Source organism: Streptomyces sp. NPDC059443, from assembly GCF_042750105.1.
GTDB lineage: Bacteria > Actinomycetota > Actinomycetes > Streptomycetales > Streptomycetaceae > Streptomyces.
The window spans coordinates 39714-56121 of the sequence record NZ_JBHYVM010000040.1 but is presented as its reverse complement, the minus strand read 5'-3'; the positions used below and the strand labels follow the sequence as shown (position 1 = coordinate 56121).

Below are 16408 nucleotides of genomic sequence, written 5' to 3'. Positions count from 1 at the left end.
CGCCGCCCTGCTCGACGGCCAGGAAACGCCAATGGGGCCGCAGCCGCCCCGAGGGGCAGCTGCGGCCCCGTCGGGGCTCCGGGTCAGACTCCCGCGTACGAGTGCTTGCCGTTCAGCAGGATGTTGACGCCGTAGTAGTTCCAGATCCAGCACGCGAACGCGAACAGCGCCAGGTACGCGGCCTTGCGGCCCTTCCAGCCGGCCGTGGCACGGGCGTGCAGGTAGCAGGCGTAGGCGACCCAGGTGACGAAGGACCAGACCTCCTTGGGGTCCCAGCCCCAGTAGCGGCCCCACGCGTCGCCCGCCCAGATCGCGCCCGCGATGATCGTGAACGTCCACAGCGGGAACACGGCCGCGTTGATGCGGTACGAGAACTTGTCGAGCGAGGCCGCCGAGGGCATCCGCTCCATGACCGAGGTCGCGAAGCGGCCCGGCGTGCCACCGCCCGCGAGCTTGCCCTCGTAGGCGTCGCGGAACAGGTACAGGACCGCGCCGGCCGCGCCGATGTAGAAGACCGCGCCGCAGAAGATCGCGGTGGAGACGTGGATGTACAGCCAGTACGAGTGCAGGGCCGGGACCAGCTGGTCGCTGTCGGTGTAGAGCACCGTGGTGGCGATGCCCAGGTCGAGCAGGACCGTGGTGACCAGGAACAGGCCGAGCCAGCGGACGTTCTTCTTCAGCACCAGGAGCGCCAGGTACGTGCCGACGGCCACCGTGGAGAAGGTGATCGAGAACTCGTACATGTTGCCCCAGGGGGCCCGCTCCACCGAGAGCGCGCGGGCGAGGACGCCGCCCGTCGAGAGGAGGAAGCCGAGGGTGGTCAGCGAGACCGCGATCCGCCCGTACAGGTCGCCCTGGACGGTGCCGCCGGCCGCGCCGGGGCCGTCCGGGACGTCGCGGGTGCCGGCGGCGCCGCGCGTGACGATCTTCGGCTTGTCGAGGACCGCCGTGCCCCCCTTGCTCCGTACCTGGACGGCGGGGGCGTCCGCACCGGCCGCGGACGCCGTGAGCGCGGCGGCCGTACGGCCCACCTTGCTGCGGCTACCGAAGATCCACTCGGCGATGTGGGCGAAGAAGGCGAGGGTGTAGACCGCCATCGACGCATAGATCAGGTTGTTGCTGAGGTGGGCCAGACTCTCGTTGGTTGCGGCCGCGAGCTGCATCACGCGCGCTCCCCTTCGACTACTTCGGCTGCTTCGGCAGGTGGTGCGACAGGTGCGACAGATGGGGCGGACGCCGCCGTCGGCGCCTGCTCGTGGAGCGCGCCGGCCAGCACCGACAGCTCCTGGGGAAGCTTGGCGGACTCGCTGCGGCCGAGGCCCGCCATCTCGACGACGGTCACGCCGTCCTTCCCGGTGACCGCCCGGACCCAGATCCGGCGGCGCTGGATGAAGAGGGAGCCCGCGAGGCCCCCGATGGCGCCGATGGCGCCCGCGAGGGCGAGACCGCTGCCGGGCTGCTGGGTGACCGAGAAGGTGGCCCAGCGCTCGATGCCCTCGAACTTGACGGTCCCTTCGCCGCCCGGCAGCTCCATCGACTGGTTGGGGAGCAACAGCTGCTTGAAGGGCTCGCCCTTCTCGTCCTTGAACTTCTCCATCTTCGACGTGTCGAGCTGGTAGACGTTCTGCGGCAGGCCCGAGTCCACGCCGAGGCTGCCGTGGTACGCGTTGAGCGCCAGCGCCGGATTGTCCAGTTCCGGGAACTGGGAAACCATCGTGCCCTGGCCCTCGCCCGCGTACGTCGGGAGGAACCTGGCCTGGAAGCCGAGCTGCTCGGACTTCCCTTCCTTGTTCTTGTAGCCGTCGGTGACCTTGACGGCTCCGGAAGAGGTCAGGTTGGCGTCCTGCGGCAGCACCGGCACGGCGTCCTTGAAGATCACCTTGCCGGTGGGGTCGGTCACCGAGATGACCGGCGCGTAGCCGTGGCCGAGCAGGTAGACCTTGGTCCCGTCCACCTCCAGCGGCTTGTTGACCTGGATCTCGCGCTTCTCCGGCTTGCCGTGCGCGCCGTCGCTGAAGGTGACGTACGCCTTGAAGTCGCGCGGGGTGCCCTTCTGCGGGCCGCTGCGCTCGTAGGTGGCGTCGAACTTGTCCAGGGTGAAGGAGAACGGCGGCAGGTCCTCGGGGTCGAAGAGGCTGCCGGACTTGAAGTCGTCGTACTGGGTGAGCGTGTTCGAGAACCCCTGGCCGCGCAGGACGAGCTTGCCGCCCTCGGACTTCAGGTACTGGCCCCAGGCGAAGGCGATCAGCATCACGATCAGCGAGATGTGGAAGGCCAGGTTCCCGGCCTCGCGCAGATAGCCCTTCTCGGCGGAGACGGACCCCTTGCCCGCCTCCGTACGGAAGCGCCGGCCACCGAGCAGGGTCCCGGCGTACGCGAGCACCTGCTCCGGGGACTCGTCCGTACGCCACGTCGTGTACGCGGGCATCCGGTCGAGCCGCCGCGGCGCGGCCGGCGGGCGGCCGCGGAGCTGGCCCACGAACTGCCAGGAGCGCGGCAGGATGCAGCCGATCAGCGAGATGAACAGCAGCAGGTAGATCGCGGAGAACCACACCGAGGTGTAGACGTCGAAGAGCTGGAGCTTCTCCGCGACGCCCGCCCAGGAGGCGTGCTCCTTCTTCCAGACGGCGACCTTCATCAGGTCGACCTGGTTCTGCGGGACCAGCGAGCCCGGGATGGAAGCCAGCGACAGCAGGAAGAGCAGGATCAGCGCCACCCGCATCGAGGTGAGCTGCCGCCAGAACCAGCGGACCCAGCCGAGCACACCGATGCCCACGGGTGCGCCGGGGGCGTCCTCCAGGGGTGCGGTGGACAGCTGCGCGCCGGCGGCCGCTTCGGCGGAGGCCTCCGCCGAATCCTCGGCGGACTGTTGCGGCGCCCCGGAGGGCGCGTTGTCGGTCGTACTCATGTCCGTGTAGTCCTCAGATCCCCACCGTGAAGCCTTGGGTCCAGCTCTGCATGTCGCTGACGATGCTGCTCCACATTCCTGTGACGAGCAGCAGGCCGGTCAGGATCAGCATGCCGCCGCCGATGCGCATCACCCACGCGTAGTGCTTCTTCACCCAGCCGAACGCGCCGAGCGCCTTGCGGAAGGCGAGGGCGGTGGCGATGAAGGGCAGTCCCAGTCCCAGGCAGAACACGACGGTCAGCAGCGCGCCGCGGCCCGCGGTCGCCTGGTCGAGGGAGAGGGTGCCGACGGCCGCGAGGGTCGGGCCCATGCAGGGGGTCCAGCCGAGGCCGAAGAGCACCCCGAGCACGGGCGCGCCGATCAGGCCGACCGCCGGCTTCTTGTGGAAGCGGAACTCCCGCATCGTCAGGCCGGGGATCGCGCCCATGAAGAACAGGCCGAGCAGGATCACCAGCCCGCCGAGCACCTGGGAGATGATCCCCTTGTTGGCGTCCAGGGTCCGCCCGAAGTAGCCGAACAGCGCGCCGGTCGAGGTGAACACGGCCGTGAAGCCGAGGACGAACAGGCTCGCGCCGGCCAGCATCCGGCCGCGCCGGGCCTCGGCGAGGTCGGCTCCGCCGACGCCGGTCACGTAGGAGAGGTAGCCCGGGACCAGCGGCAGCACGCAGGGCGAGAAGAAGGAGATCAGCCCGGCGAGCAGCGAGATCGGCAGGGCCAGCAGCAGGGCGCCGTTGAGGACGGTCGTGTTCACGCCGGTCGATTCGGCGGCGAGGACGACCTGGGAGAGCTCGGTGACCACGAGGTCACTTCTCCGCGAGGAAGGGCTCGATCATCGAGCGCAGCTGCTCCTCGTTGACGGCCGCCAGGGTACGGGCGGCGATCTTGCCGTCCTTGTCGAGGACGATCGTGGAGGGGATGGCCTGCGGGTTCAGCGCGCCCTTGGGGAAGCGCAGGATCAGCTTGCCGTCCGGGTCGTAGAGGCTCGGGTAGGTGATCCCGTAGGTCTCTTCGAAGGAGACGGCGTTCTGCTTGCTGTTGTCGCGGGTGTTGATGCCCACGAAGGCGACGTCCTTGCCGGCGTCCGCCATCTCCTTGGAGACCTTGGCGAAGTTCGCGGCTTCGGCCCGGCACGGCGGGCACCAGGAGCCCCAGACGTTGAGGACGACGACCTTGCCCTTGAGGGTGGTGGTGTCCAGGGTCTTGCCGTCGACGGTCTCGCCGTCGAGCTTGGGGGCGTCGACCCGGTCCGCCTTGGCGACGGTGGAGACGCCGTTGGAACCGGTCACATAGCCTCCGGCGGAACCGGAGGCCTTGCCACCGCCGCCGCCCGAATCTCCGCACGCCGTAAGGGTGAGGGCGCTCGCGAGGGTCACCGCGGTCAGCAGGATGGCGCGGCCGCTGGTCGAGCGGCGGCTTCGTCGACGGGCACGCGCGCGGCTAAGGCTCATGTGAAAAGTTTCGCATGAGCCTTTTGCCGATCTTCCGCGCCCCCCGAAGGTGTGTTAAGCCGCTGGTCAGGTCAGGTCAGGCGCCCGCGAGATACGTGGCCCAGCCACCGGTCGGCGACTGGCCGGGATCCAACGTGCGCAGTCTGGCCAGAACCTTGGGGTCCTGGACGTCCAGCCAGTCGGTGAACTGCCGGAAGGATACGAGCCGTACGTCCTTTTTGTCCGCCATCCCCTTGAGCGCCTCCTCCACGGCGTCCATGTAGATCCCGCCGTTCCACTCCTCGAAGTGGTTGCCGATGAAGAGCGGCGCGCGGTTGGTCTCGTAGGCCCGCCTGAAGCCTCCGAGGTAGGCGGCGGTGGCCTGGGAGCGCCAGGCCGGGTAGTTGGAAGCGACGCCCCTGGTGGTGTTCTTGGACTGGTTGGCGAGGATGTTGTAGTCCATCGACAGCACTTCGAAGGAGTGCCCGGGGAACGGCATCGACTGGAGCGGCAGGTCCCACAGGCCGCCGCGCTTGACCGGCCACTGCTGGAGGCCGCCGGGCGAGCTGGAGTCGTAGCGCCAGCCCAGCTTCCGGGCGGTCGGCAGCAGGTTGTCCTGACCGAGCAGGCAGGGAGTGCGGGAGCCGGTCAGCTCCTTGCGGTAGTCGAAGGGCAGCGGTTCGAGGTCGGTCCAGCCGGTGTTGGTCCGCCAGTTGGTGACGAACGACACGGCCTGGTCGATCTCGTTCTGCCAGTCCTCCGGGGTCCACTTGCCGACCGAGCCGGAGCCGCCACAGAAGTGGCCGTTGAAGTGAGTGCCTATTTCGTGGCCGTCCAGCCAGGCCTCGCGCACGTACTTGAGGGTGTTGCGGACGTTCTCGTCCTTGAGGTAGCCGATGTCGGAGGCGCCGACGGGGTTGTTCGGCGGCCGGTAGAGCTCCTTCTTCGACTCGGGCAGGAGGTAGAGGCCCGAGAGGAAGAAGGTCATCCCCGCGCCGTGGTCCTTGGCGAGTTTGAGGAAGCGGGGGAAGAGGCCGTTGCCGATCTCGCCCGCGCCGTCCCAGCTGAACACCACGAACTGGGGCGGGGTCTCGCCCGGCTGGAGGGGTACGGGGGCGGGCGGCTGGTGGGGCTGCGGTCCGGTGTCGGCGGTGGAGCCGTCGCCGATCAGCCTGACCGCGGGCTTGCCCGGCTTGGGGGTCGCGCCGCCCTCGACCGTCTTCGGGCCCGGGCTGCCCTGGTCGGGGCCTCCGACCGAGCCGCACCCCGCGATACCCATCGCGGCGGCGGCCCCGAGGCCGAGGCCGATCGCTCCCCTGCGACTGAAGTCGCGCACATCGCTCATGAAAGTCACATAAGCGGACATACGGCCGGGAGCTGCCGCGCCACGCGACAACTCCCGATCATTTTGTATGAAATTAGGACAAGGCTGCGGCGATGCCTAGGCCCCGAACGCCTTGGACTTGCCCTTCACCGGCTTCGCCCCCGCGAGGAGGTGCGCCGGGACCAGGTCCCGGGCCGGCTCGCTGTAGCCCACCGACACCAGCTTGTCGCCCTGGTACGTGAACGAGGTCAGCGAAGCCAGCGTGCACTGGCGGCGGCGCGGGTCGTGCCACAGCCGCCGCTTCTCCGCGAAGCTCCGTACGATCCAGATCGGCAGCTGGTGGCTGACCGCCACCGCCTCGTGGCCGCGGGCGGCGTCACGGGCGGTCTCGATCGCGCTCATCATCCGGACGACCTGCTCCACGTACGGCTCGCCCCAGGACGGCTTGAACGGGTTCGTCAGGTGCTTCCAGTTCTCCGGCTTGCGCAGCGCGCCGTCGCCGACCCCGAAGGTCTTGCCCTCGAAGACGTTGCCCGCCTCGATGAGGCGGCCGTCGGTCGCCAGGTCCAGCCCGTGCGACTTGGCGATCGGCGCCGCGGTCTCCTGCGCGCGCTCCAGCGGAGACGCCACGACGTACGTCACGTCCCGGCCCTCCAGGTGCTCGGCCACCCGGTCCGCCATCTTGCGGCCCAGGTCGGAGAGGTGGTAGCCGGGGCGGCGGCCGTAGAGGACCCCCTCCGGGTTGTGCACCTCGCCGTGGCGCACGACGTGGACGACGGTGATCTCGCTCATGCGGTCGCCTCCGCGGCGGCTCGGGCGGCGGCCGGCAGCGCGGCCGCGATGCGCTCGATCGCCTTCTCGTCGTGGGCGGTGGACACGAACCACGACTCGAACGCCGACGGCGGCAGGTAGACGCCCTGCGCCAGCATCGAGTGGAAGAAGCCGTTGAAGCGGAACGCTTCCTGGGTCTTCGCGTCGTCGTAGTTGCGGACCTCGTTCTCGGTGAAGAACACCGAGAACATGTTGGAGGCCGTCTGCAGCCGGTGCGCCACGCCCTCCTTGGTCAGCGCGGCCGTCACCAGCCCCTGGATCTCCTTGGAGACCGCGTCGACCTTGACGTACGCCGCCTCGTCCAGCAGCCGCAGCTGCGCGAGACCGGCGGCGGTCGCGATCGGGTTACCGGAGAGCGTGCCCGCCTGGTAGACCGGACCGGCCGGAGCCAGGTGGCCCATCACGTCCGCGCGGCCGCCGAACGCCGCAGCCGGGAAGCCGCCGCCCATGACCTTGCCGAAGGTCATCAGGTCGGGCTTGACCCCGTCCACGCCGTACCAGCCGGCCCGGGAGGTACGGAAACCCGTCATGACCTCGTCGGAGATGTACAGGGCGCCGTTCGCCCGGCACAGGTCGGCGAGGCCCTGGTTGAAGCCCTCGCCCGGGGTCACGACGCCCATGTTGCCGGGCGCGGCCTCGGTGATCACGCACGCGATCTCGCCGGGGTGCGCGGCGAAGGCCGCCCGTACCGCTTCGAGGTCGTTGTAGGGGAGCACGATCGTGTCCCCGGCCTGCGCGCCCGTCACCCCCGGGGTGTCCGGCAGCGCGAAGGTCGCGAGCCCGGAACCGGCGGCGGCCAGCAGCGAGTCCACGTGCCCGTGGTAGCAGCCGGCGAACTTCACGATCTTGGCGCGGCCGGTGAACCCGCGGGCGAGGCGGATCGCGGACATGGTCGCCTCGGTGCCGGAGGACACCAGGCGGACCTGTTCCACGGGCTCGATCCGCGCGACGATCTCCTCGGCGAGCGCGACCTCCCCCTCACCGGGGGTACCGAAGGAGGTGCCGCGGACGACGGCGGCCTGGATGGCCTCCACCACGGCCGGGTGGGCGTGACCGAGGATCATCGGCCCCCACGAGCAGACCAGGTCGACGTACTCGCGCCCGTCGGCATCGGTCAGGTACGGACCGGTACCGGACACCATGAACCTGGGCGTTCCGCCCACGGCGCGGAAGGCGCGCACGGGAGAGTTCACGCCGCCAGGCGTCACGAGGGACGCGCGGTCAAAGAGAGTCTGCGAGACTTTGGCTTCATACGGGTACGGGTAGCTCACACCAGCCATGGTCTCAGAGGCCGCGACTGACTTGCGGACGGGCGTTTCACCGCGCCGCCCCGGGGGAGGTCACTGCCATGATGATCAGGCTGCGTGGCGGGGGCCGCGGGGCCGGGGCAGGCAAGACCAGTCGGGTGGAGATATGCAACGCGGTGGTGGACCGGGCGAGGGCACGGACGACCTCGATCCGCAGCGCGCCCGCGAACGTCGCCGCGGCAAGCACCGCCGCCGCGTCACGGACGCCGCGGAGCCCGTACCGGGCCCCACGCAGGACCCGGACGGCCTCCCCAGAGGCCGCGGCATGGGCGTGACGTACAAGTACTTCGGCGCGCCCGACGGCGCCACCGCCGCCCGGGTCCCGGTGACGATGCGGCCGGAGGAGCTCGGCGGCGACGAGCTAGGCATGGGCGGCCTGTTCAGCAAGATCAAGCCAGAAACGGTCGCGGCGATGGTCCTGACCGGCATCGAGGGCATACCCCTGCACAAGGTGCCCCCGCTGGAGCTGGTCGTCCTCCACCCCGACTACGCGGTCGTCAAACTCCCGATGACCGTGGTCGACCCGCTGCGCGGGATCGGCGAGGAGTCGGTCGGCGCGGCCGCCTTCATCTGGTCCACGGTCCCGGACCGCGGCGGCCCCCGCGACGCCTTCAACGTCTACCAGCTGCTCCACGAGTGGCAGGACTTCTCCCACCGCCTCCACGAGGCCGGCCACCAGCCGTACTGCCTGGTCTGGCCCTGAGCTGACCAGGCAGCAGGTGGGTTACGGGTTCGACACAAGGACGATCGCTTCCCAGTCCTTCGCGGAGTCTCCCGTGAGAAGAAATTCACTCAGGTACATATCCGTCTCATCGTGCAAATCCTCTTCCTTTAGCCACAGTGATTCACACTCCGGACACATGAAGAAGATCTGGCCAGAATCCTTACGCTTGTAACATCGCACCCAATCCTGGCCGCAATGTACACACGCCACCTTCTCCATCAATTCCAACTCCTCGGAAAAGCAGTGATCACGGCACACAAGCGGGTGCTGAAGTCGGTGGATGTCTCCTGAGCCAGTTTGGCCAGCAGGGACACACCCGCCTCACGGATCAACGGCTCGTGGTCGGTCTGGGTGAGTGGACGATGGGCGCCAGGAGCGTAGTCCCAAGTGGTCGCGCGGCCTCGGGATGTCTGCCGTTCGGCCAGACGGGTGTCGTCCCAGGTGAAGTCCGTGCGATCGACGGCCGATCCGTCGTCCGTCAAGCGTTGCTTGGACATTCGGCGGCCCAGCGGGTCGTAGGCGTACTGCCAGCGCTCGCCGGCCGGTGTCACCGCCTCGGTCAGGCGGTCTTCCGCGTTCCAGGTGTACGTCCACGTCAGCCGCTGACCGTTGAGGAGTTTGCGCGACTTGCGGATCAGGCGGCCTTGGGCGTCGTGTTCGTAGGCCGTACGGCCGGCATTGCGGATCAGGGTGCCGCTGAACTCGCGGACACCGGCGGACTCATGGGCGGGTGCCGCGGCATGGGTGAGGTTGCCCGACACGTCATAGGCGTATGTCTCCGTCCACCCATGGGCGCGCACGCCCGTGACACGGCCCATCGCGTCAAGGTCGAATCGGCGTGTCCCTGAAGTCAGTTCACGGATCTCGGTGAGGTACCCGTCCTCGCGATAGGCGTAGCTGCGGTGCTGGACGAGGCGGTCGGTCCCGTCCGCACGGCATGAAATGCTCTGCTCGCTGAGGCGGTCGGCGATGTCCCAATTCTGGGTGAGCGTGACGCCATCGTCGAGGTGGCGCTGGGTCTCGCGCCCGGAAGCGTCATAGGTGAAGCCCAGCGAGCCCGCGTCAGTGGTGAGTCCGATGGGGCGACCGGTCCGGTCGTAGCTCCAGTCGGAGCTCAGACCGGACGGCGTGGTTCGCCGGAGGACACGGCCGAGCACGTCGTAGGCGTAGGAGGTCGTGCGCCCGTTGACCGTCTCCTTGAGTGTCCGGCCGAGGGCGTCCCGTTCGATGGAGACCTCTGCGTCCGCGTTGGCCGTGTGGATCAGATGACCCGATGTGCCGTAGGCGTACGTGGTGGCGTCACCTGTGTCAGTGCGCTGTTCGATGACGCGGCCGAGCGCGTCCCTGGTGAAGCGCAGCGTTTCGCCCGCGCCGTTGGTGCGGGATATCAGGGCGCCCGACGCGTCATGTGCGTACGTCAGCGTCCGGCCGTTGAAGTCGGTCTCGGCGACCAGCCGGCCTGCCTCGTCGTACGTGTACGACCAGGTCAGACCCTGCGGGTTGGAAACTTCGGCCAGTCGGAGTTCGGTGTCGTAGGCGAAGGTGTACTCCGCGCCGTCCGGGTCCGTGCGGCTGGCCGGGACGTCGAAATGGGTGGCAGTGTTGCGGGTGACATTGCCCGCCCGGTCGGTGTGGGTGAGCAGATTTCCCTCGCCGTCCCAGGTCCAGGACTCCCGGCTGCCGTCCGCGTACTCGCGCCACGTCGGCTTGCCCTCGGTCGTCCAGGCCATGCGGCTGGTCCGGCCCAAGGGGTCGACCACTTCGACGATGCGGCCGAAGGCGTCCCTGCGCGCCACCGTGGTGTGTCCGAGTTCGTCGGTGACGGCGACGGGCAGCCCGGCCGCGTCCGATGTCACCGTGCGGGTATGGCCCAGGGCGTCGGTGGCGGTCGCCAGATGACCTCTCGCGTCGTACGTGCGGCGCGTTTCGGCGCCGAGTGGATCGGTCGTGGTGAGGAGGTTGCCGCGTTCGTCGTAGGTGTGCCGCCACGTGGAACCACCAGGTTCGACGACCTCGGTCGGTTGGCCGAACGCGTTGTACGTCGCCCGGGCGGCGGACTCGTCCGGCAGGGTGACAGCGACGAGGTTGCCCGCGCCGTCATAGGCGTATCGCGTCGTACGGCCCAGCGGGTCCGTGACCGAGAGGCGCTTGTCGCCCCTCGGTGCCCACTGTGTCTGCCTTCGGTGCGCTCGACTCGACCACGGGCGTCATAGACGTACGCGAAGGAAGTGCCGTTCCGGTCGGTCCACGAGGTGACCCGTCCTTCGGCGTCGTAGGTGAAACGCAGCGGCTCACCGCTGGAATTGACGACTTCGGTGAGGTTGCCAGCCTCGTCGTAGCCGTACCGCATCACGACCGTACCGGCGTCCTCGCCCAGCGACGGCTCGTACCGCGACGGGGCCTGGTCCAGCAGGCGCAGGGCGGTGATGCGCGGCCCCTGGGTGTCGACGGCGAGGTAGTAGCCGCCGGAGTGGCGGAGCGCGGTGGGGATGCCGTCGTGCGTGCGCTCGATGTCGATGCGGGCGCCGTTGTGGTCGTGCCAGCTGTCCAGGGGGAGGTGGAAGACACCGAAGGTGCCGGAAGGGAGGGGGTATTGAAGGTACGCACGACACCGGAGACCGGGTCGGTGATGGTCATGACGCCGTCGGGCTTGCCGTCCCATTCGAGCGGCCAGCGGGCGCCCTTGACCGGCAGGACGGGCTCGCCGGGCTGAGGAACGGGGTAGACCAGGCGCATGCCGTCCGAGGCGGCGCTCTTGCACTGCCGGGCCGCCGGCCCGAGTTCGACCAGGTCGGGGCGGAGCGTCGGCGGCCGCAGCATCAGCGGCACACCGTCGGCCTTGGTGAACAGGCTCCCCTCGATGCCGGCCTTCGCCACACCACCGGCGGCGCCGAACGCCCCGCCGTAGATCATGCCGTCCTCGGCCGCGGCATTGACCTCGTCGAGGCTGAAGCCCTTCTGCATGCCTGTGGCGATCTTCAGGGGTTGGGCGACCGCGAGGTCGATGGTGACTGACTCAATGCTGCCGAAGACAGCCGCGACCAGCGTGCCTGCGGCGATCTCGGCGACCGCGGTGGTGATGGCGACACCCATCGTGGCGCCGAATTCTATGAGGGCCTCGGTGGCCAGGGCGGCAGCACCCGCGGCAGCACCCGCGGTCACGAAGGCCAGCGCGATGCCACCCACGATGATCGCGGCATCGATGCCGATCTGCGTCCAGAGTTTGTTGATGGCGTCGTCGACGGCCCCGGCGAACTTGTCCAGCGCCTCGGCCATCTGTCGGGACGACTTGGCGAGGTCGCTGAGCCAGCCAGCTTCGTTGCCCTTGGCGTACCGTCCCCAGAAGGTCCCGAACGCCTCTATCGCCTCACCCGAGTTGTTGGTGATCAGCGAGGAGGCCGCGTTGTTGACGGGCGTACGTACGTCGTCGACGGCGTCGGCGAAGGTCCGCCAGGCATCGGCGGCGTGCCGCAGGGTGCCGGAATTGGCATCCGGCCACCACAGGCCCAGCGTGAGCAGGAGATCCTTGGCCTCGTCCTCTGCGTCACCCTCGACCCGTCGAAATCCGGCCATTGGGCCCGGTGATCGAGGCCGAAGGGACGGCGGTGCGGGCCGCGCCGATTCGCTACGCTCGAAGCATGTCTGACATGTCTTGCCTTTGCTGGTGGCGCTCCTCTTAGGAGCGGCCACGGCATTCACGTACCCCTGGGCCGCCGAACGGACGGCCCACCGGTATGCGCTCGTACGCTGCCGCCGTCGCCGGCCGACCCGTTCGGCGGTCTTCGACCGAGCAGCAGGAGAGCACGCATGACGACCACGACGGCGAAGACGACGACCGAGACCGCCGACACCACCGAGCAGACCCCCCTGGACATCATCGGCGGGGCCCGGCGCCGCAGCGCGGAACTGGAAGAGCAGATCCGGCGGGATCCCGGGCGGTTCCGGGTCCTGACCGGGGACCGGCCCACGGGCAGACTGCACCTGGGCCACTACTTCGGGACCCTCCAGTCACGGGTCCGGCTCCAGGACGCCGGCGTGGACACCTTCCTGGTGATCGCCGACTACCAGGTCCTCACCGACCGGGACGTCGCCGAGCGGCTGTCGGAGCACGTGGAGGACCTGCTCCTCGACTACCTGGCCGCCGGGATCGATCCCGCGCGCTCCACCGTCTTCGCGCACAGCGCGCTGCCCGCCCTCAACCAGCTGCTGCTGCCGTTCCTGTCCCTGGTCTCGGTGGCCGAGCTGCGGCGCAACCCGACCGTGAAGGACGAGATCGAGCACTCGCGCCAGGCGGCGGTCTCGGGCCTGATGTTCACCTATCCGGTGCACCAGGCCGCCGACATCCTCTTCTGCAAGGCGAACCTCGTACCGGTCGGCCAGGACCAGCTCCCCCACCTGGAGCTCACCCGGACGGTGGCCCGCCGCTTCAACGACCGCTACGGGCGCGACGGGCGCCAGGTCTTCCCCGAGCCCGAGGCCCTGCTCTCGGCGGCGCCGCTGCTGCTGGGCACCGACGGCACCAAGATGAGCAAGTCCCGCGGCAACTCCATCGCCCTCGCCGACACCGCGGACCAGACCGCCCGCCTGATCAAGGGCGCGAAGACCGACGGCGAGCGGCACATCTCCTACGATCCGGCCGCCCGGCCCGAGGTGGGCAGCCTGCTGCTTCTCGCGGCGCTCTGCCAGGGCCGCACCCCCGAGGAGGTCGCGGAGGAGATCGGCGACGGCGGCGCGGCCGCGCTCAAGCGGGTCGTCACCGAGTCCGTCAACGAACACCTCGCCCCGCTGCGGGCCCGCCGCGCCGAGTACGCCCGCGACCTGGGCCACGTACGCCGCATCCTGCGCGAGGGCAACGAGCGGGCGAACGCGGTCGCCGAGGCCACCCTGGACGAGGTCCGGGAGGCCATGGGCACCCGGTACTGACGTCTGCCGGTCCCCCGGCGCCGCCGGGCCGGTGCCGTCGAGCCGGTGTCCTCAGGACAGCGTCAGGACGATGCGGCCGCGGGCTCCGCCCTCCGCCAGGCGGGCGTGGGCCTTGGCCGCCTCGGCCAGGGGGAAGGTCTCCCCCGCCCGGAGCGTCAGCTCCCCCGCGTCGACCAGCGCCACCAGCCGGGCCAGGTGCTCGCCGTCCGCCGCGACCTCCTGTTCCACCACGCGGACGCCCCGCTCCGCCGCCGGGGCGCCGCCGGGGCGCAGGCCCACGTAGACCCCGCCGTCGCGGACGTGGGCCAGGGCCGCCGCGCCCAGTACCGCCGCGTCCACCACCCCGTCCACCGGGCCGGCCGGGGCCGAGCCCCTCGGGACGAAGGCGGCCGCGCCGAGGGAGCGTACGAGGGCCTCGTCCGACTCGCCCGCCAGCGCCGTCACCACGTACCCGGCCCGGGCGGCCAGCTGCACGGCGAGTCCGCCGACCACCCCCGCCGCCCCGGTGACCAGGACCGAGGAGCCCGCGGCGAGCCCCAGGAGGTCCACCGCACGGGCGGCGGTCAGCCCGCTCAGGGGCAGCGCGGCCGCGGCGACCGGGTCGGCCGAGGCGGGGGCCGGCGCCGTAGCGGAGGCGTCGAGGACCACGTACTGCGCGTGCGTGCCCAGCGGCTTGACCGGGCCGTAGTGCAGGCCCACCACCCGGTCGGACACCGCCCGGTCCGCGACGCCCTCGCCGAGCTCGTCGATCTCGCCCGCCACGTCCCAGCCGAAGCCGAGCCGCTGCCCCTCGCCGCCGAAGACCCCGGCGCGGACGGCGCCGTCGACCGGGTTCAGACCGGCCGCCAGGACCCGGACGCGGACCTGTCCGGCGCCGGGCCGCGGGACCGGCACCCGTACGACCTCGATCCGCTCGGGCCCGCCGAAACCGTCCACGACCACGGCCTTCATGGTCTGGTTCGTGTCGCTGTTGCTCATGATCGTTTCTCCCGCTCGCTGGTCGGTGCGTTCAATCGGCGCGTTCAATCGGTGCGTTCCGATGAGCACTAACCTAAGGAGAGGTACTGTCGATTCGTAAGTACGCACTTCGGGGTGCGTACCCCACCCGGAAGTGAGCACCCATGGCCACCCGAACCGCCGCCGACCGCCGCGAAGAGGCGCGCGCCGCCTACGACGCCTTCCTCAAGGAGTGCCCCACCAGCCAGCTCCTGGCGCGCATCAGCGACAAATGGGTCGGCCTCATCCTCAGCGCCCTCGCCCAGGCCGAGGACCAGTCCCTGCGCTACGGAGACCTCGGCCGCAAGATCCCCGCCGTCAGCCAGAAGATGCTCACCCAGACCCTCCGCTCCCTCGAACGCGACGGCCTCGTCACCCGCACCGTCACCCCCACCGTCCCGGCCCGCGTCGACTACCGGCTCACCGAGCTCGGCTCCAGCCTCGGCTGCCTGTTCTCCTCCCTGAAGCAGTGGGCCGAGAACCACTTCGACGAGGTCAGCGCCCATCGCGAGCTCCACGACCGGGCCGCGGCGACCCCGTAGAGCGCGGGCCGGGGCGTCGCCTAAAACCCCTGCCGGGGCCCGCCCCGCAATGGCATGCTGGCCCCGTGAACGGACCCGGGATTCAGCTCACCCTCGCCCCCGAACTGCACGTGTTCGCCGCGCCGAGCCGGCGCGGCACGCGCGTGCCGACCACGACCGACGGCGCCTCCAGCCTCGGCCACGTCGTCGAATCGGCCGGCATCCCGCTCACCGAGGTCGGCCGGATCCTCGTCGACGGCGCCGAGGCGCCCGTCTCCCACGTGCCCCGGGCCGGGGAATCCGTCGAGGTCTTCGGCGTCGACCGCCCCCAGCAGGTCCCGGGCGTTCCCGGCACCGTCCCGCTGCGCTTCCTCCTCGACGTCCATCTCGGCACCCTCGCCCGCCGCCTGCGCCTGCTCGGCGTGGACGCGGCCTACGAGAACGAGGACATCGGCGACCCGGCACTGGCCACCCGCTCCGCCGCCGAGCAGCGCGTCCTGCTCTCCCGCGACCGCGGACTGCTGCGGCGCCGCGAGCTCTTCGCCGGCGCCTACGTCTACAGCGACAACCCCGACGAGCAAGTACGCGACATCCTGGGCCGGTTCGCCCCCGACCTCGCCCCCTGGACCCGCTGCACCGCCTGCAACGGCACCCTGCGCGAGGCCGACAAGGACAGCGTCGGCGACCGGCTGGAGCGCGGCACGCAGCGCTCGTACGACGTCTTCGCTCAGTGCTCCGACTGCGAGCGCGTCTACTGGCGCGGCGCCCACCACGCCCGCCTGGAGCGGATCGTGGACGAGGCCCTCGCCGAGTTCGGCGGCGTCGGCGCTCCGTAGGCCGGTAGCCCCGGGGCCCAGGTCCGGGGGCCACGGGCCTCAGAACGCGTACGCGTCGCCCGTGTCCAGCGCCAGCACCACGTGCTCGTTGTTGGTGTGGTTCCGGTCGGTCGCGCCGCCGTTCCACCACGTGTCCACGCGCACGACCACCTCCGGCGCCCGCTCCCTCAGCTCCAGCACCAGCCCGATGTGCCGCCCCCGCCCGTGCGGCGGCAGCGCCCCGGTCTCGCACATCACCTCGCGCAGCCCGACCCGCGCGCAGCCCTCCGCCAGCTGCTGCCGGTCCGCGAGCTCCGCCGACAGGCGCAGCCGTACGGTGGCGTTCGCCAGCGCCGCCGGGCCGTCGTTCTGCGGAACCAGCAGGATCCGTAGCTTCCCGCCGACCAGGGCGACCCGCCCGTGGTACGCCAGGCCGGTCTCCGGGCCGGACTGGGCGTAGGCCGCACCCGCACCACCCACACCACCGGCCCCGCCGAGCAGCACCAGCAGCCCGGCCATCACCACACTCCGTACGGCACCTCGGCGCACCGTGACCACCTCCACGCGCGGACGTTAGCCACCCCGCCCGACCGCCGGTCGGACCATCACACGAATGAGGGCGAGCCCTCCCC

The 16408-nt window shown here is 70.4% G+C and carries 15 protein-coding genes and 1 pseudogene; 4 read left to right on the top strand and 12 right to left on the bottom strand.

Annotated elements, in window-relative coordinates:
- Window positions 1–83 precede the first annotated feature (83 nt).
- The 7 genes from ccsB to hemL all read right to left on the bottom strand — a co-directional run bounded on the left by ccsB (window position 84) and on the right by hemL (window position 7770).
- Window positions 84–1163, bottom strand: a complete 1080-nt coding sequence (gene ccsB / locus ACFXDJ_RS30720; protein ID WP_384650103.1) for a c-type cytochrome biogenesis protein CcsB — start codon at window positions 1161–1163, stop codon at window positions 84–86.
- The gene (locus tag ACFXDJ_RS30715; protein ID WP_384650045.1) at window positions 1163–2908 is read right to left on the bottom strand and encodes a cytochrome c biogenesis protein ResB; all 1746 of its coding nucleotides are present in this window, start codon (window positions 2906–2908) and stop codon (window positions 1163–1165) included. The genes ccsB and ACFXDJ_RS30715 overlap by 1 nt, the downstream gene beginning before the upstream one ends.
- 13 nt (window positions 2909–2921) lie before the next feature.
- On the bottom strand, window positions 2922–3707 hold the full coding sequence (locus ACFXDJ_RS30710) for a cytochrome c biogenesis CcdA family protein (protein ID WP_384650043.1): 786 nt from the start codon (window positions 3705–3707) through the stop codon (window positions 2922–2924).
- Between the two features lie 4 nt (window positions 3708–3711).
- Window positions 3712–4356 carry a TlpA family protein disulfide reductase gene (locus tag ACFXDJ_RS30705; RefSeq protein ID WP_384650041.1) on the bottom strand — a complete coding sequence of 215 codons (645 nt, stop codon included), beginning with the start codon at window positions 4354–4356 and terminating at the stop codon, window positions 3712–3714.
- A gap of 76 nt (window positions 4357–4432) precedes the next feature.
- Window positions 4433–5671 carry a hypothetical protein gene (locus ACFXDJ_RS30700; protein ID WP_384650101.1) on the bottom strand — a complete coding sequence of 413 codons (1239 nt, stop codon included), beginning with the start codon at window positions 5669–5671 and terminating at the stop codon, window positions 4433–4435.
- 105 nt (window positions 5672–5776) lie between these two features.
- A complete protein-coding gene (locus ACFXDJ_RS30695; RefSeq protein WP_384650039.1) occupies window positions 5777–6451 on the bottom strand; it encodes a histidine phosphatase family protein in 675 nt (224 codons plus the stop codon).
- Window positions 6448–7770 carry a glutamate-1-semialdehyde 2,1-aminomutase gene (hemL, locus tag ACFXDJ_RS30690; protein WP_384650037.1) on the bottom strand — a complete coding sequence of 441 codons (1323 nt, stop codon included), beginning with the start codon at window positions 7768–7770 and terminating at the stop codon, window positions 6448–6450. Before hemL ends, ACFXDJ_RS30695 begins: the two co-directional genes overlap by 4 nt.
- Before the next feature lie 292 nt (window positions 7771–8062).
- On the opposite strand from hemL, the gene ACFXDJ_RS30685 reads away from it, so the two are divergent.
- Window positions 8063–8500, top strand: a complete 438-nt coding sequence (locus ACFXDJ_RS30685; protein ID WP_267724140.1) for a hypothetical protein — start codon at window positions 8063–8065, stop codon at window positions 8498–8500.
- Window positions 8501–8739: 239 nt separating this feature from the next.
- Here the strand turns inward: ACFXDJ_RS30685 and ACFXDJ_RS30680 are convergent, their stop codons facing one another.
- The 3 genes and pseudogenes from ACFXDJ_RS30680 to ACFXDJ_RS30670 form a co-directional block, all read right to left on the bottom strand.
- Complete coding sequence (locus tag ACFXDJ_RS30680; RefSeq protein WP_384650099.1) at window positions 8740–10647, bottom strand: hypothetical protein; 1908 nt, start codon at window positions 10645–10647, stop codon at window positions 8740–8742.
- A gap of 98 nt (window positions 10648–10745) precedes the next feature.
- Window positions 10746–10871, bottom strand: a pseudogene (locus ACFXDJ_RS30675) (RHS repeat domain-containing protein); the annotation flags it as partial.
- A complete protein-coding gene (locus ACFXDJ_RS30670) occupies window positions 10871–12094 on the bottom strand; it encodes a hypothetical protein (protein WP_384650035.1) in 1224 nt (407 codons plus the stop codon). The pseudogene ACFXDJ_RS30675 and the gene ACFXDJ_RS30670, both read right to left, overlap by 1 nt.
- Before the next feature lie 234 nt (window positions 12095–12328).
- Between ACFXDJ_RS30670 and trpS the strand changes: the two genes are divergently transcribed.
- The gene (gene trpS / locus ACFXDJ_RS30665; RefSeq protein ID WP_384650033.1) at window positions 12329–13444 is read left to right on the top strand and encodes a tryptophan--tRNA ligase; all 1116 of its coding nucleotides are present in this window, start codon (window positions 12329–12331) and stop codon (window positions 13442–13444) included.
- A gap of 51 nt (window positions 13445–13495) precedes the next feature.
- Here trpS and ACFXDJ_RS30660 read toward each other — a convergent pair whose 3' ends face one another.
- Window positions 13496–14395 carry an NADP-dependent oxidoreductase gene (locus ACFXDJ_RS30660; protein ID WP_384650097.1) on the bottom strand — a complete coding sequence of 300 codons (900 nt, stop codon included), beginning with the start codon at window positions 14393–14395 and terminating at the stop codon, window positions 13496–13498.
- A 170-nt stretch (window positions 14396–14565) separates the two neighbouring features.
- Between ACFXDJ_RS30660 and ACFXDJ_RS30655 the strand changes: the two genes are divergently transcribed.
- Window positions 14566–14982: a winged helix-turn-helix transcriptional regulator gene (locus ACFXDJ_RS30655; protein WP_384650031.1), complete on the top strand. Its 417-nt coding sequence runs from the start codon at window positions 14566–14568 to the stop codon at window positions 14980–14982.
- Between the two features lie 65 nt (window positions 14983–15047).
- Window positions 15048–15797, top strand: coding sequence for a Mut7-C RNAse domain-containing protein (locus ACFXDJ_RS30650; RefSeq protein ID WP_384650029.1), 750 nt, complete (start codon window positions 15048–15050; stop codon window positions 15795–15797).
- A 39-nt stretch (window positions 15798–15836) separates the two neighbouring features.
- On the opposite strand, the gene ACFXDJ_RS30645 is transcribed toward ACFXDJ_RS30650, so the two are convergent.
- Window positions 15837–16340, bottom strand: a complete 504-nt coding sequence (locus ACFXDJ_RS30645) for a hypothetical protein (protein ID WP_384650027.1) — start codon at window positions 16338–16340, stop codon at window positions 15837–15839.
- Window positions 16341–16408: the final 68 nt, after the last annotated feature.

Coding starts and splice junctions, on each gene's coding strand:
- ACFXDJ_RS30715 (WP_384650045.1), bottom strand. CDS start 2,908: ATGAGTACGACCGACAACGCGCCCTCCGGGGCGCCGCAACAGTCCGCC.
- ACFXDJ_RS30695 (WP_384650039.1), bottom strand. CDS start 6,451: ATGAGCGAGATCACCGTCGTCCACGTCGTGCGCCACGGCGAGGTGCAC.
- ACFXDJ_RS30655 (WP_384650031.1), top strand. CDS start 14,566: ATGGCCACCCGAACCGCCGCCGACCGCCGCGAAGAGGCGCGCGCCGCC.
- hemL (WP_384650037.1), bottom strand. CDS start 7,770: ATGGCTGGTGTGAGCTACCCGTACCCGTATGAAGCCAAAGTCTCGCAG.
- ACFXDJ_RS30660 (WP_384650097.1), bottom strand. CDS start 14,395: ATGAAGGCCGTGGTCGTGGACGGTTTCGGCGGGCCCGAGCGGATCGAG.
- ACFXDJ_RS30670 (WP_384650035.1), bottom strand. CDS start 12,094: ATGGCCGGATTTCGACGGGTCGAGGGTGACGCAGAGGACGAGGCCAAG.
- ccsB (WP_384650103.1), bottom strand. CDS start 1,163: ATGCAGCTCGCGGCCGCAACCAACGAGAGTCTGGCCCACCTCAGCAAC.
- trpS (WP_384650033.1), top strand. CDS start 12,329: ATGACGACCACGACGGCGAAGACGACGACCGAGACCGCCGACACCACC.
- ACFXDJ_RS30685 (WP_267724140.1), top strand. CDS start 8,063: ATGGGCGTGACGTACAAGTACTTCGGCGCGCCCGACGGCGCCACCGCC.
- ACFXDJ_RS30705 (WP_384650041.1), bottom strand. CDS start 4,356: ATGAGCCTTAGCCGCGCGCGTGCCCGTCGACGAAGCCGCCGCTCGACC.